Genomic DNA, 13,538 nt, shown 5'->3' with positions numbered 1-13,538 from the left:
ACGCGGTCGGTCGGCCGACCGCCGGGCACGGCAGAACACTTCCCCGTTCCCTTCCGTCCAAGGAGCATCATGTCCCTTCCCCTGACCCGCCGGATCGCCCGTGTCGTGCTGCTCGTCGCGGCCGGGGCGGCGCCCGTGGTCGGCGCGGCCGGCTCCGCCTCCGCGGCGGCCGACCTGCCCGCCGCTCCCGGCCTCGGCGGCGTGACCGCCCTGGACGGGGCCAACGTCGGCGGCACGGTCGACGGAGCGGCGCAGCACGTCACCGGGGTCGCCGGCAAGTCCGGCGGCGAGACGGTCGAGAAGGCGCTGCCGGGCGTGGGCAAGGCCGGCGCCAAGGTCACGAAGAAGGCGGCGCCCGCCGCGCGCAAGGTGGCCGGGGGGACGGCGGGGCAGGCCGGAGGCCTCCTCGACGACGCCGCGAAGAGCGCGGCCGGCGGTGGCCTGCCGACGGGCGCCGTGGCCAAGGGCGGCCTGCCGACGGGGCAGCTGCCGACGCAGGGCCTACAGGTGGGCTGAGGCCCGCCGCCGGGCCGGGACCCGCCGTGCGGCTCGCACCGTACGGCGACGGGGGGCCGGGGAGTTCGCCTCCCCGGACCCCCCCGTTCCGCTGCCGGGCGGCGGACTACCGCAGGCGTTCCACCGCCGCCGCCACACGCTCGTCCGAGGCGGTGAGCGCCACGCGGACGAACTTCTCTCCCGCCTCGCCGTAGAAGTCGCCGGGAGCCACCAGGATGCCCAGCTCGGCCAGGTGGGCCACCGTGGACCAGCAGGACTCGTCCCGGGTCGCCCAGAGGTAGAGGCTCGCCTCGCTGTGCTCGATGCGGAAGCCGTGGTCCAGGAGGGCGTCGCGCAGGGCGGTGCGGCGGGCCGCGTAGCGCTCGCGCTGCTCGCGGACGTGGGTGTCGTCCGCGAGCGCGGCCACCACGGCGGCCTGGGTCGGCGCGGAGGTCATCATGCCGCCGTGCTTGCGGATCGCGAGGAGCTCGCCGAGAACGGCGGGGTCGCCCGCGAGGAAGGCCGCCCGGTAGCCGGCCAGGTTCGAGCGCTTGGACAGCGAGTGGACCGAGACGATCCCCTCGTAGGAGCCGCCGCACACGTCGGGGTGCAGCACCGAGACCGGGTCGGCCTCCCAGCCCAGCTCGATGTAGCACTCGTCGGAGAAGACGAGGACGCCGTGCTCGCGCGCCCAGGCGACGATCCGGGTGAGTTCCTCGGCGGACAGGACCCTGCCGGTCGGGTTCGACGGGGAGTTCAGCCACAGCAGCTTCAGGCCCGTCGGGTCCAGCTCGGTCGGGTCGTCGTAGACCACGTGCTCCGCCCGGGCGAGCCGCGCGCCGACCTCGTACGTCGGGTACGCGAGGCGCGGGTAGGCGACCTTGTCGCCCGGTCCGAGGCCGAGCTGGGTCGGCAGCCAGGCGACCAGTTCCTTGGAGCCGACGATCGGCAGGACGTGGCGGTGGGTGACGTCCCGTGCCCCGAGTCGCCGCTCCGCCCAGCCCGTGAGCGCGTCCCGCAGCTCGGGCGTGCCCCACACCGTGGGATAACCGGGCGAGTCCGCGGCCGCGACCAGGGCCTTCTGGATCAGCTCGGGCACCGGGTCGACCGGGGTGCCGACGGACAGGTCGACGATGCCGCCGGGGTGAGCTGCGGCGGTCGCCTTGTAGGGCTCCAGCTTGTCCCAGGGGAAGACGGGAAGCCGGTCGGAGACTGCGGACACGGGATCGGGCTCACTTTCTCGTACGTACGACCCGTACACGCGGGTACGGGCTGCTGCACGGATGCTGCGCGGTCCGGCACGGCAAACGCCTCGGTCCCGTACAGCGACCGGAGTGATCAGGCCGTACGGGACCGAGGCGGCACTCCCCCGGCTACCGCCGGGAGGTGCCCCCAGCGGGCCGCTTTACTGGTTCTGCGGCGGAAGCGCGGCGACGAAGGGGTGGTCGCGCTCGATCAGACCGAGCTTGCTGGCGCCGCCGGGCGAGCCGAGCTCGTCGAAGAACTCGACGTTCGCCTTGTAGTAGTCCTTCCACTCCTCCGGAGTGTCGTCCTCGTAGAAGATCGCCTCGACCGGGCACACCGGCTCACAGGCTCCGCAGTCGACGCATTCGTCCGGGTGGATGTACAAGGACCGGGAGCCCTCGTAGATGCAGTCGACCGGGCACTCCTCGATGCACGCCTTGTCCTTGACGTCGACACAAGGCTGCGCGATGACGTAGGTCACGCTGTCGTTCCTCCTCGATAGGGCGCTGGCGGGCCTGTCGTAGGCTCCGCCGCCTGGCGCGCGGGAGCGCGGCGTCGTCGATGCCCGCCCCTAGTATCTCCGTTCTTGGGCACGATCCGAACAGGAGGGGTGAACTGACCTGTGGAATTCTCTGCCGCCGGCCGTCTTGAGGTCCGCGTAACCGCCGCTGACGTGGGTAAACGCGTCTCCGTGCGGCGTCTGACCGACAATGGAGACACGGTGGAGAAGTTCACCGATACGGTCGGAGTTCTCACATCATGGGACGACGGTGTGCTGCTGATCACACGCCGGACCGGGGAACGGGTCCGGATCGCGGAGTCTTCCCTGGTCGCGGCCAAGGTCGTCCCGTCCGCCCCGGCACGGCGGCGCGGTCCCGCGGCCTCCTACGAGGAGCTGGCGCGCGTCACCGCGCGGGCCTGGCCCCCGGTGGAGAGCGAGCGGCTCGGCGACTGGGAGCTGCGGGCGGCGGGCGGGTTCACCCGGCGCGCCAACTCGGTGCTGCCACTGGGCGACCCGGGCGTGCCCCTCGACCGGGCGCTGACGTACGTACGGAACTGGTACGCGGCGCGTGACCTGCCCGCCTTCGTCCAGACCGCCACCGGCGCCGAGGGCACGCAGGAGCTGCTCTGCGCGGAGCTGGAGGACCGCGGCTGGACGCGCGAGGTGACCGCGGAGCTGTGGACCGGGGCGCTCGCGCCGGTCGCGGACCGGGAGGCGCCCGGGGTGACGCTCTCCCGCACGGCCGACGAGGCGTGGCTCGGCCGGTATCAGCGCAAGGGCGTCGGCGAGACGGCCCTGAAGGTGCTGGGCGGCGGTCCCTCGGTGTGGTTCGCGACGGTGCCCGGCACGGAGGGTGAGGCTCCGGCGGCGATCGGGCGGTGCGTGGTGGACGGCCGCTGGGCGGGTTTCGCCGCCGTGGAGGTCGCCCCCGAGCGGCGCCGCCAGGGCCTCGCCACCGCCGTCATGGCCGCTCTGGCCGGCCGGGCCCTGGAGGAGGGCGCCTCGGCGGCCTGGCTCCAGGTGGAGGCGGACAACGCCGGGGCACGGGAGCTGTACGCCCGGATGGGCTTCGCCCCGCATCACGCGTACCACCACTATCGGTGGACGCCGGACCCCGCCGCGGACGCCGGGCCGGCGGCGGACGGCGCGTCCGGCGACACCGGTCCCGGTGCCGAGCCGTATCGATCGACGTGACGGGGCACGAGCCAGCTATGCGTTCCCTCCAGCCACCACAGCCCGAGCGGGCCGACGAGGTACGACGGCGGTTCGCCGACGAGGCGCGGGCCGAGCGGCCCGACCTGGCGGAGCTGTGCCTGCTGGTGGGGGCCGCGGCGGACGGGACGCTGGACGACGCCGGGATGGACGCGGTGCAGATCGAGCTGGACGAGCTGGCGGGCCGGCTGCCCTTCCGCCCGGGCGGCCCCCTGCCCTGGGCGACCGCCCTCGCCGAGCTCCTGGGCGCGCGCTGCGGATACCGGGGCTCGGCGGGCGACTACCAGCGGCTGGAGTCCTCCCTGCTGCACGCGGTGCTGCGGCGGCGGCGCGGACTGCCCATCCTGCTGTCGGTGGTGTGGATGGAGGTCGCGCGGCGGGCCGGGGCGCCGGTCCACGGGGTCGCGCTGCCCGGTCACTTCGTGGTGGGCTTCGGACCGCCCGAGCGGCAGGTGCTCGCCGACCCCTTCGACGGCGGGCGCGTGCTGACCGGCCCCGACGCCGATCTCCTCGTCGCGGGCGCGACCGGCGCCCCGCTCGACCCGTCGATGCTCACCCCCGCCGACCCGCTCGACGTCGTCCTGCGCGTCCTGAACAACATCCGCGCCTGGGCCGCCGCCCGCCCCGAGCGCTCCGACGTGGCCCTGTGGTCGGTGGAACTCTCCCTGCTGCTGCCCTCGCACCCGGCGCGACTGCGGTACGACCGGGCCCAACTCCTGGTCCAGCGAGGCGACTTCCTGACCGGCGCGGCCGAACTCGACGCCTATGCGGACGTGGTGGCGGCGGTCGACGAACCGGCCGCGTCCCGCGTCCGCCGGCAGGCCCACGCGGCACGGGCGATGCTCAACTGAGGCACCGGCCGGCCGCTCCGCTCACAGCCAGCCCTTCTCCCGGGCGATCCGGACCGCCTCCGCCCGGTTGCGCACCGCGAGCTTCTGGATCGCGGTCGAGAGGTAGTTGCGGACCGTGCCCTGGGAGAGGTGGAGCGCCCTGGCCAGTTCGGCGTTGGTGGAGCCGTCGGCGGCGGCCCGCAGGATCTCGCGTTCGCGGTCGGTCAGCGGGTTGGCACCCTCGGCCAGCGCGGCCGCCGCCAGGGTGGGATCGATGACGCGCTCGCCGGCCAGCACCTTGCGCACGGCCGCGGCGAGCTGGGCGGCCGGGGCGTCCTTGACCAGGAACGCGTCGGCGCCGGACTCCATGGCGCTGCGCAGGTATCCGGGACGCCCGAACGTGGTGAGGACGATCAGCTTGACGCCCGGGAGTTCCTCGTGGACCTCGGCCGCCGCCTCTATGCCCGTCATGCCCGGCATCTCGATGTCCAGGAGCGCCACGTCCACGTCGTGGGCGCGGGCCGCGGCCAGCACCTCGTCGCCGCGGGCCACTTGGGCGACCACCTCGATGTCCGGCTCCAGTCCCAGCAGGGCGGCCAGCGCCTCGCGGACCATCGACTGGTCCTCGGCGAGCAGGACCTTGATCGTGCGGCTCATGCACCGGATCCTACGGGGTCGCCCGCCGCGCCCACAGAGGTCCTGCCTCCTTCCAGGGGTGCCCGTGCCACCAGCCGGAATCCGTGCCGGACACGGCCCGCCTCCATCGATCCGCCCGCCTTCTCCAGGCGTTCGGCCAGTCCGGTCAGTCCGTTGCCTGGCGCGCCCGAACCGCCGCCCGAACCGTCGTCCTCCACCACGAGTTCGAGCACGGCACCGTCCAGGGTCTGGCGCCGGACGAGTTCGACGGTGCAGCGCCGGGCGCCGCTGTGCCGTACGACGTTGGTGACCGCCTCGCGCAGCGCCCAGGCCAGCGCGGACTCGGTCTCCTCGGGGACACCGTCGAGGCCGGGCTCGGCCGGAAGGTCGGCGGTCACCTCGGCGGCGGTCAACGCGACCTGGGCGCCCGCGAGTTCCTCCGTCAGCCGCAGCCTGCGGTAGCCGGTGACCGCCGCGCGCACGTCCACCAGGGCCTGGCGGCTGACCTGTTCGATGTCGGCGACCTGCTGGGCCGCCTTGTCGGGGTGGCCGGGCAGCATCCGCCCGGCCAGTTCGCTCTTCAGCGTGATCAGCGAGAGCGAGTGGCCGAGCAGGTCGTGCAGGTCCCGGGCCAGCCGCAGGCGCTCCTCGTTCGCCGCGAGCTGGGCGACGGTGGCCCGTGCCTTGCGCAGCTCGATCGTCGTGCGCACGAGCTGCCGTACGCCGGTCATGGCGAAGCCGATCAGCACGACGAGCAGGACGAGGTTGCGCGCCTCCTCCTCGCCGCCGTGCAGGCCGACGAGCAGCATCACGACGGCGGTCAGCGGGATCGTCCAGTAGGAGACCCGCATCGGCAGCGTCGTCCCGCAGGCGACCGAGACGTACACGAACAGGCCGAGCCAGGACGCGCCGAGCGTCAGGCACAGGACGACGGCCAGCACGCCGAGGGCGATCACCATGAGGGTGACGGCCAGGGAGCCCGTGAACGCCTTGCCCATGTGCCGGAAGACCAGCATCAGGTAGACCGTGACGAAGGCCGCGAGGCCCGCCCAGCCGGCCACGGTGGCCGCGGGTGTGTGGTGCCCCGAGACGAGGTCGTGGACCGGCGAGCTGAGGAACACCAGCCAGATGACGATCCACCCGGACTTGCGCAGGGCCTCGCGGAGGTTGCGCGGGGACTCCCCCATCCTCACGATCCGTTCCGTGCGGGCGCCGTCGGGCATCGGGTCTTCCGTCATGGCGTTCACGCCTTCAGCGTGTCCTTCCGGTACAGCCAGGCCGCGCCGCCCGCGAAGAGGGCGAAGGACACGGCGAGGATGGCGACGTCCTTCGCGTGCGGGGCGTTCCCCAGTTCGATGGCCTGCCCCAGGGCAGCGTACGCGTGCGTGGGGAGCCACTTGGCTATGTTCTGGAGCCAGTCGGGGAAGGTCGTCGTCGGCATCCACAGGCCGCCGAGCATCGACAGGCCGAAGTAGACGATCATCGTGATCGGCCGGACCGCGTCCCCGCTGGCGAGGTAGCCGATGGCGACGCCGAGCGCGGCGAAGACCAGGCTGCCGGCCCAGATCACGCCGGTGAGCGCGAACCACTGCCAGACGTCCAGGCGGACGTTCTTCACCGCCGCGGCGACCACGAAGACGATCACGATCGACGGCAGGCTGATCACGGCGGCGCTGGCGGTCTTGGCGAACACGTAGCCGCGGCCGGGCAGCGGGGTGAGCCTCAACTGCCTGACCCAGCCGCTCTCCCGCTCCTTGGCGATGCGCTCGCTGTTGCCCATGAGGACGGCGGTCAGGGCGCCGAAGGAGGCCATGGAGACCATGAAGAAGGTCGGCAGGGTCAGGCCGGTGCCGTCCACCTTGGTGTGGTCGTCGGCGCTGCCCGCGATCATCAGGAACAGGGCCGAGGGGTAGATCACCGAGAAGAACAGGAACTTCCGGTTGCGCAGGGCGCGGGTGATCTCCAGCTTGATGAGACTGTTCACTTGGACGCGGCCTCCTCGGCGGCGGTGCGGGTGGCCTCTTCGGCCTCGGTGATGGCGACGAAGGCCTGCTCCAGACCGAGCCCGGCGACTTCGAGGTTGCGGGGGTAGACGCCGGTCCCGTACAGCGCGTGGACGGTCGCGTCCGCGTCGGAGGACTGGATGCGGACGGTCTGCCCGGACACGTCGATCGAGGTGAGGAAGGGCAGCGCGCGCAGCGGGGCCTCGTCGATCGCGCCCTCCAGGTCGAAGGAGACGCGGCGTGCCCCGGCCTTGGCCTTGATCTCGGCGGCGGTGCCGTCGGCCAGCAGCCGTCCCCGGTGCAGGACGAGCACGCGGTCCGCTATCGCGTCGGCCTCCTCCAGGTAGTGCGTGGCGAACAGGACCGTACGGCCCTGGTCGGCCTGCTCGCGCATGGTGGCCCAGAAGGCCTGCCGGGCGGTGACGTCCATGCCGGTGGTGGGTTCGTCGAGGACGATCAGGTCGCTGTCGCCGGCCGTGGCGAGGGCGAAGCGGACGCGCTGCGCCTGGCCGCCGGAGAGCTTGTTGACCTTGCGGTCGGCGATCTGGGCGATCCCGGCGCGGGCGAGGACCTCGGTGGCGCGGTAGGGCTTCGGGTGCAGGTCGCAGGCGAGCCGGACCAGTTCGCCGACGGTGACCTCGTCCATCAGTCCGCCGCTCTGGAGCATGGCGCCCACCCGGCCGGCGACGATCGCCTCGCGGGGACCGGTGCCGAACACCTGGACGGTCCCGCCGTCGGCGTTCTTGAGGCCGAGCAGCAGGTCCAGCGTGGTCGACTTGCCCGCGCCGTTGGGGCCCAGCAGGGCGACGGTCTCACCCGGGTGGAGTTCGAGCGTCAGCCCGTCCACGGCCCGGACGTTCCCGTAGCTCTTGGTCACCGATTCGAACCGGACCACCGGTGTGGTGGTGGTCGCCGCAGTCGTTGTCATGCCGTCCATCGTGGTGGAGCGGGGTGCGCGCGCGGCAGTGTGGTGTGTCCTGGGCCGTGCATGACAGATGTCATGCCGACGGCCGCGCCGTCCGGGCGGCGCGGCCGCCTCCGTGCCCGGACCCCGTGGCGGGCCGTGCGACACGACGGAGGGCGCCCGGCCGGTGGAAACCGGCCGGGCGCCCTCCGTCGTGTGCGGTGTGCTCGCTAGGTGGGGTTGGTGGAGATGGTCACGATCCGCTCGGCGGCCGTCTTCCCGACGAGCGCCCTGCCGACGGCGGAGGCCACGTCCTGCGGGCTCACGGCCTTCTGGCTGCCGTCGCCCTTGGTGATCGTCACACCGTCGAAGGCATGGCCGTACAGCGTCTCGAGCGCGTCGAGGTCGTAGTGCTCGACGAGCTTGCCCTGGACCGGCTGGACGCTCAGGAACTTCCAGATGGACTTCTGCGGGCTGAAGGAGACGGCGTGGGCCGCGTCCGTCCGGACGGTGATGTTCGCCGACATGGCGACCGACGCGAACGTCGACATCTTCCGGTCCACCTCGGCCTTGCTGACCGTGGGCTGCCGGGTCGTGGTGGCGACCTTCACCGGAGTGGTCGCGTTGGTCTCCACCTGGGCGCGGTACGCGTCCTGGACGGCCTGAAGCGAGGGCCCGACGTCGATGCCGCTGCCCGCCTTGCCGTAGACCGCGACGGCCTTGCCCGGCTGGAACTTGATCGTGCCGTCGACCGCCGAACCCGCGCCGCTCGCGGCACGCTCCAGGGCGGCCTGGAGCTTCTCCTTGTCGACCGGCATCACGGGCTCGACCGCGCGCCCGTGGCCGAACAGCGAGCCGATCACCGAGATCGGGTTGTAGTCGCTGCCGGCGGCGGCGCGGACGGTGGCCTGGCTGTCCATCTGGAGTCCGGCCTGGTCGGGCCTGAGCTGGACCGTGTCACCGTCGACGGACAGCGTGAGCGGCTTGTTCGTCCGGGTGCCGAAGGCGGCGTCGAGCTTCTTGACGGCGTCGTCGCGGGTGCCGCCGCCGATGTCGACGCCGAGCACCGTGGTGCCCTTGGGCACGTCCGAGTGGTTCATGAGCAGGCCGGCACCGTAGGCGCCGCCGGCGAGGACCACGACGAGGACGGCGAGGAGCGCCGGCTTGTTGCGGCCCTTCTTCTTCGCCGGCCTCGCCGGGGCGGACGGCGGCTGCTGCTGCTGCCGGACCGGCTCGGGGAACTTCGGCGCGGCGGGCGACCGGGGACTGTCGTCGAAGTCGCCGTCGTACGCGAAGTTCTGGCTGGGCGACACCACGGGCATGCCGCTGGTCAGCGTGTGCCCGGAGACGTTCTCCGCGGGGGCGCCGTAGGCACCGGGTCCCGGGTCGGGTGCCGGCTTCTGCGGGGTGAGGATCGCGGTGTCGTCGCTGAGACCGCCGCTCAGGCCGCCGCGCGGACCGTTTCCGGTGCCGGGGCGTCCCGCGCCCTTGTTCCGGTTGCCGCGGGCCGGGCCGGACTGCGCGGCCAGGCTGCCGGGAGCCGCGCCCGCGCCGGCCGGAGGCCGCAGCGGACCGTCGCCGGTGGCGGGGCCGCCGGTCGGACCGGCCGGGCCGCCCCGGCCGTTCTCGGAGAAGTACGGGAGGTCGTCGCGGCGCGGTTCGCCGGACTGCGCGGACCCGCCGGATCCCGCCGGACCGCCGGATCGCGCGGATCCGCCGGAGGAACCTATGGCCGGGAAGGAGCCGGTGTCGCGCAGCGCGCCGGAGACGTCGAAGGAGCCCGTGCCGCCGCCGTGGCCGGGGGCCACGGGTCCGGCGCCGGTGGCACCGGGGAGCGCGGCACCCTTCGTACCGCCGGGGCGGACACCACCGGTGATGCCCAGCGGACCGGCGCCGACGGACGGCGCCGGCCGTCCCGCGCCCGGTGCGGGTGCGCCCGGGGAGGGCGCGGAGCCGGCGGGAGCCGGGCCGCCCGGCGCGCCCGCGCTGTCGGCCGAGCCGCCGCCCGGCCCGCTCTTGGGGGGCGCGGCGGCCTTGCGGGGCGCGAACCAGTTGCTCGTCTCGGCCGGCGCGGACTGCTCCGCGGGCGCGGGCGGGGCCGGGACGGTGGCCGTCGTGCTGGAGCTCGACGCGTCCGCGGGCGAGTTCGCGCCCTGCGGTGCCTGCGTCCCGGTCTGCGTGCCGTCGCCGTCCTCGGACGACGCGTCGGCGTCGGCGACGGGTGTGCGGACGACCACGGGCGGGATGGGCCGCGATCCGGGGATGTTGATCCGGATCCGTGTCGTCAGGGTTGTCTCGGTCTTGCGCTCCTCCGTCGGCTTCCCGGCGGCCGGACGGCCCGCGTCGGCGCCGTTCTCGGAAACCGCGGGGGTGCCGTACGGCGGCGTCCCCGACGGGTACGCGGCTCCACCGCGCCCGTTGGGCCCGGAGGACGAACTGTCAGTTTCACGACTCAAGGCAGGTTCTCCCGGTTGGCTCCGCCGCCCGTTTACTCGACCTCATCTCGGGCAGCTCGGCGGCGCGCACCACCATACTGGCCGTGTCCGACCCGCAAACCTCGCCCATGGAGGAATCTCACACGGGACCGGCACGGGACCGATACGGCGAAGCGGTACGTCACTTGCCAAGTCGGGCACCGGAAGGGCCCGGTTGCCGCCCCTGGGCGAGAGTGGCACACATCACAGCCACGGCCATGCCTCCGAGCAGGAAGAGATAGGAGACGACTCCCGCGCCGAAGAGGAAGTCCCCTTCCGGGCGGCTGGCGGTGAGCAGGACGACGGCGAGCATCCAGCCCGCCGCGGGGGCCACGGCTCCGGCCCGGGACCCCGTCGCCCGCGCGCCGCCCAGGAAGAGTCCGGCGGCGCCCGCCAGGGCGAGCAGCAGCCCGAGGGGGAACCAGCCCGGCTGCACCAGCGCTCCGGCGACGCCGACCACGGCGCCGAGCAGGAAGAGCCCCAGGTAGGCGGCGATCCGCCCGCCCGAGGGGCGCCTCAGCGGCTGGGCGAGCATGCTCCCGCCGCCGCTCTGTCCGTTCGCGCTCATCACAGATCCGTCCCTCGCCGGGCCGCCCGGGCCCTCGTCGTTCCCGCGCCCGTCACAGGTCGCCGCCCTCGGCCGTCCCGGTCCCCTCGAAGAGGTCCCGCTCGCGCACCGCGGGCCGCGGTGCGCCGGCCAGTTCGTAGTACTCCGTGGTGAAGAGCGGCTGGGCCAGCTCGTTCGAGAGGACGAACCAGGGGCCGTCCACGGTGATCTGGGTGGCGTGCGCCCGCATCGCGGCGGCCTTGGCGGCGGCGTACGCGGTTCCGTCGATCTCGGTGGTGACGGTCTCCGGGTCGACCACGCCCGGTACGTCGTCGACGGCGGCCGCCCTGTCGAACGGCAGCCCGGGGAGGGCCTCGCGCAGACGGGCGAAGGCCTCCTCGACGACCGGCCGCGGCACCCGGTTCCAGTAGGTCTTGGCGATCCGCCACGCGCCGCCGAGGTCGGGCCGGTGGGCGGGCTCGGCCGCCAGCTCCGCGGCGCGCATGGCCACGCGATGGGCCTGGATGTGATCGGGGTGCCCGTAGCCCCCGTCGGGGTCGTAGGTGACGAGCACCTGGGGACGCACCTCGCGGATCACCTCGACGAGGTGGTCGGCGGCCTCGTCGACGTCCGCGGCCCAGAAGGCGCCGGGGCGGTGGTTCTGCTCGACGCCCATCATCCCGGAGTCACGGAACCGTCCCGGGCCGCCCAGGAAGCGGTGGTCGGCGACGCCCAGTTCCTTCATGGCGGCGCTCAGCTCACCGGTCCGGTAGGGGCCGAGTCCGCCCTCGCGGTCGGGGGCGAGATGGGCGAGCTCGGGCGGGATGACCTCGCCCTCCTCGCCGAGGGTGCAGGTCACCAGCGTCACCTGGGCGCCCTCGGCCGCGTACCGGGCCATGGTCGCGCCGTTGTTGATCGACTCGTCGTCCGGGTGCGCGTGCACCAGGAGCAGACGCCGGTCGGGCAGTTCCGTCATGGGGCCCACCCTACGAGGCGGCTGCGGCGTCAGGTGCCTGCCGTGCTCCCGTCGGCTCCCGGCTCCCGGCTTCCGCCGACAACGTCAGAGGTCGCCGGGGAGCAGCCGGAAGGCGGGCCGGCCGGTGAGCGGACGCATCATGCGGAAGTGACCGTCCGTCGTGAAGACGTCGGCCGTCTGGAAAGCCGCCGCCAGGGCGACGGTCATCGCATCCACCAGACCCACCCCTGTCCCGCCGTCCGCGTCGACGTACCCGCGCATCACCGCCATGGCGCTTCGCAGGTGCGGTGCGGTGTCGGGAATCTCGAACCGGCGGAGCTCCGCCTGACCGGTGATGAAGTCCAGTGCGTTCATGGCGGCCTTGGCGCCGATCCGCGAGGTCAGCAGGTAGTCCAGTTCGGTGAGCGGAGTGGGCGGGTCCCGGCGGGTAATGCCGACAGTTTCCGGTTCTCGTCACTCAGAGTCGCCGCGCACACCTACCGTGAACTGTGACGACACGGTCGCGCACGGCGACCGTCCGGAGGGGTGCGGGATGTCGGTGGACGACGGCGTGAGGCGGCTCAGGAGCGAGGCGGACGAGCCGGGCTGGGAGGTGGACCCGGACGACGACTGGGGCGTGGCGGTCGTCGCCACCGTCGGGCGTCAGCTGAAGCTGCGACGGGAGGCGGTGGGGATGCGGGCCGCCCAGTTCGGTGAGGCCGTGGGGTACGGCGAGGACCTGGTGTACAAGATCGAGGCGGGCAGACGGATCCCCCGGCCCGAGTATCTGGACAGGGCCGACGAGGTGCTGGGGGCGGGCGGGTTGCTCTCTGCGATGAAGGAGGACGTGAAGAGGGTCCGGTACCCGAAGAAGGTTCGGGATCTGGCGGCGATGGAGGCGAAGGCCGCCGAGATCGGGGTGTACGAGTGCAACACCGTCCCCGGCCTGCTACAGACCCCTGAACATGCGCGAGCGTTGATCGAAGCTGCGCAGCCTCCGTACTCGCCGGACGATATCGAGCGCATGGTGGCGGCCCGCCTGGCCCGACAGTCGGTCTTCGATCGAGATCCGTCACCATCGATCAACTTCGTACTGGAAGAGGCCGCACTGCACCGGGAAGTCGGGGGCACAATGACGTGGAGGCAGCAGCTCGAACGTCTCCAAAAGGCGGGACGATTGCGTCACGTCACACTTCAGGTGATGCCGACGAAGAGTGACGCCCACCCCGGACTGGACGGCAGGATCGAACTACTCAAGTTCGCGGACGGGACAGCCGTGGGGCGTGCCGACGGCGTGTTCAGTGGCCGACCGGTCTCGGACGCGAAGCAACTCCGGATCCTCGAACTGTGGTTCAGCACCATCCGGGCCCAAGCTCTTCCACCGCGGGAATCACTGGCCCTCGTCGAACAACTGCTGGGAGAAACATGATCCGCACCACCTCGGCCCAGGAAGCCTCTGAACCGGCGTGGTTCAAGAGCAGCTACAGCGGCGGCACCAGCGGCGAGTCCTGCATAGAAATCGCGACCACTGCCGGCAGCATCCACGTCCGCGACTCCAAGAACACCGCCGGCCCCCGACTGACACTGACGCCGCGGGCCTGGGCCGACTTCGTGGCGTACGCGTCCGAGGGCTGACGTGTTCGTCCGCGCGACGACTCCGGGCGAGCCGGCCCGTTTCGAGGAGGCCGGACGGGGCAGGCGGCAAGACGGGAGTCCGCACCCTGCCCGCCGCCGG

General features: G+C 73.0%; 15 protein-coding genes. 5 read left to right on the top strand and 10 right to left on the bottom strand.

The window, feature by feature from the left end; translation table 11 throughout:
* Window positions 1-69: 69 nt before the first annotated feature.
* A complete protein-coding gene (locus CW362_RS04355; RefSeq protein WP_103547998.1) occupies window positions 70-516 on the top strand; it encodes an ATP-binding protein in 447 nt (148 codons plus the stop codon).
* A 106-nt stretch (window positions 517-622) separates the two neighbouring features.
* On the opposite strand, the gene CW362_RS04350 is transcribed toward CW362_RS04355, so the two are convergent.
* Both CW362_RS04350 and fdxA read right to left on the bottom strand, forming a co-directional pair.
* The gene (locus tag CW362_RS04350) at window positions 623-1,717 is read right to left on the bottom strand and encodes a bifunctional succinyldiaminopimelate transaminase/glutamate-prephenate aminotransferase (protein WP_103547997.1); all 1,095 of its coding nucleotides are present in this window, start codon (window positions 1,715-1,717) and stop codon (window positions 623-625) included.
* Between the two features lie 183 nt (window positions 1,718-1,900).
* A complete protein-coding gene (gene fdxA, locus CW362_RS04345; RefSeq protein WP_019058397.1) occupies window positions 1,901-2,221 on the bottom strand; it encodes a ferredoxin in 321 nt (106 codons plus the stop codon).
* Between the two features lie 141 nt (window positions 2,222-2,362).
* Here fdxA and CW362_RS04340 point away from each other — a divergent pair, with 141 nt between their 5' ends.
* A complete protein-coding gene (locus CW362_RS04340) occupies window positions 2,363-3,436 on the top strand; it encodes a GNAT family N-acetyltransferase (protein ID WP_103547996.1) in 1,074 nt (357 codons plus the stop codon).
* A complete protein-coding gene (locus tag CW362_RS04335; protein WP_103547995.1) occupies window positions 3,433-4,305 on the top strand; it encodes a transglutaminase family protein in 873 nt (290 codons plus the stop codon). Before CW362_RS04340 ends, CW362_RS04335 begins: the two co-directional genes overlap by 4 nt.
* A gap of 21 nt (window positions 4,306-4,326) precedes the next feature.
* Here the strand turns inward: CW362_RS04335 and CW362_RS04330 are convergent, their stop codons facing one another.
* The 8 genes from CW362_RS04330 to CW362_RS04295 all read right to left on the bottom strand — a co-directional run bounded on the left by CW362_RS04330 (window position 4,327) and on the right by CW362_RS04295 (window position 12,178).
* On the bottom strand, window positions 4,327-4,941 hold the full coding sequence (locus tag CW362_RS04330) for a response regulator transcription factor (RefSeq protein WP_103547994.1): 615 nt from the start codon (window positions 4,939-4,941) through the stop codon (window positions 4,327-4,329).
* Complete coding sequence (locus CW362_RS04325; RefSeq protein WP_103548083.1) at window positions 4,938-6,158, bottom strand: sensor histidine kinase; 1,221 nt, start codon at window positions 6,156-6,158, stop codon at window positions 4,938-4,940. Before CW362_RS04325 ends, CW362_RS04330 begins: the two co-directional genes overlap by 4 nt.
* 5 nt (window positions 6,159-6,163) lie before the next feature.
* Complete coding sequence (locus tag CW362_RS04320) at window positions 6,164-6,904, bottom strand: ABC transporter permease (protein WP_103547993.1); 741 nt, start codon at window positions 6,902-6,904, stop codon at window positions 6,164-6,166.
* A complete protein-coding gene (locus CW362_RS04315) occupies window positions 6,901-7,851 on the bottom strand; it encodes an ABC transporter ATP-binding protein (RefSeq protein WP_206300858.1) in 951 nt (316 codons plus the stop codon). The genes CW362_RS04320 and CW362_RS04315 overlap by 4 nt, the downstream gene beginning before the upstream one ends.
* A 206-nt stretch (window positions 7,852-8,057) precedes the next feature.
* Window positions 8,058-10,283 (bottom strand): hypothetical protein, encoded by a 2,226-nt coding sequence (locus tag CW362_RS04310; RefSeq protein ID WP_103547991.1) that lies wholly within the window; start codon window positions 10,281-10,283, stop codon window positions 8,058-8,060.
* Between the two features lie 160 nt (window positions 10,284-10,443).
* Window positions 10,444-10,869, bottom strand: coding sequence for a DUF6113 family protein (locus CW362_RS04305; RefSeq protein WP_103547990.1), 426 nt, complete (start codon window positions 10,867-10,869; stop codon window positions 10,444-10,446).
* Window positions 10,870-10,921: 52 nt separating this feature from the next.
* Window positions 10,922-11,824, bottom strand: coding sequence for an N-acetyl-1-D-myo-inositol-2-amino-2-deoxy-alpha-D-glucopyranoside deacetylase (gene mshB, locus CW362_RS04300; protein ID WP_103547989.1), 903 nt, complete (start codon window positions 11,822-11,824; stop codon window positions 10,922-10,924).
* 84 nt (window positions 11,825-11,908) lie between these two features.
* Complete coding sequence (locus CW362_RS04295; protein WP_206300857.1) at window positions 11,909-12,178, bottom strand: PIN domain-containing protein; 270 nt, start codon at window positions 12,176-12,178, stop codon at window positions 11,909-11,911.
* A 178-nt stretch (window positions 12,179-12,356) separates the two neighbouring features.
* On the opposite strand from CW362_RS04295, the gene CW362_RS04290 reads away from it, so the two are divergent.
* Both CW362_RS04290 and CW362_RS04285 read left to right on the top strand, forming a co-directional pair.
* A complete protein-coding gene (locus CW362_RS04290) occupies window positions 12,357-13,232 on the top strand; it encodes a helix-turn-helix domain-containing protein (protein WP_103547988.1) in 876 nt (291 codons plus the stop codon).
* The gene (locus tag CW362_RS04285; protein ID WP_103547987.1) at window positions 13,229-13,438 is read left to right on the top strand and encodes a DUF397 domain-containing protein; all 210 of its coding nucleotides are present in this window, start codon (window positions 13,229-13,231) and stop codon (window positions 13,436-13,438) included. Before CW362_RS04290 ends, CW362_RS04285 begins: the two co-directional genes overlap by 4 nt.
* Window positions 13,439-13,538 lie beyond the last annotated feature (100 nt).

This window comes from Streptomyces populi (genome assembly GCF_002911015.1).
In the GTDB taxonomy this organism is placed as follows: domain Bacteria; phylum Actinomycetota; class Actinomycetes; order Streptomycetales; family Streptomycetaceae; genus Streptomyces; species Streptomyces populi.
The sequence above is the reverse complement of the archived record's forward strand: the minus strand, read 5'-3'. Positions and strand labels throughout refer to the sequence as shown.

Coding starts and splice junctions, on each gene's coding strand:
- CW362_RS04355 (WP_103547998.1), top strand. CDS start 70: ATGTCCCTTCCCCTGACCCGCCGGATCGCCCGTGTCGTGCTGCTCGTC.
- CW362_RS04330 (WP_103547994.1), bottom strand. CDS start 4,941: ATGAGCCGCACGATCAAGGTCCTGCTCGCCGAGGACCAGTCGATGGTC.
- CW362_RS04325 (WP_103548083.1), bottom strand. CDS start 6,158: ATGACGGAAGACCCGATGCCCGACGGCGCCCGCACGGAACGGATCGTG.
- CW362_RS04315 (WP_206300858.1), bottom strand. CDS start 7,851: ATGACAACGACTGCGGCGACCACCACCACACCGGTGGTCCGGTTCGAA.
- CW362_RS04305 (WP_103547990.1), bottom strand. CDS start 10,869: ATGAGCGCGAACGGACAGAGCGGCGGCGGGAGCATGCTCGCCCAGCCG.
- mshB (WP_103547989.1), bottom strand. CDS start 11,824: ATGACGGAACTGCCCGACCGGCGTCTGCTCCTGGTGCACGCGCACCCG.
- CW362_RS04295 (WP_206300857.1), bottom strand. CDS start 12,178: ATGAACGCACTGGACTTCATCACCGGTCAGGCGGAGCTCCGCCGGTTC.
- CW362_RS04290 (WP_103547988.1), top strand. CDS start 12,357: ATGTCGGTGGACGACGGCGTGAGGCGGCTCAGGAGCGAGGCGGACGAG.
- CW362_RS04285 (WP_103547987.1), top strand. CDS start 13,229: ATGATCCGCACCACCTCGGCCCAGGAAGCCTCTGAACCGGCGTGGTTC.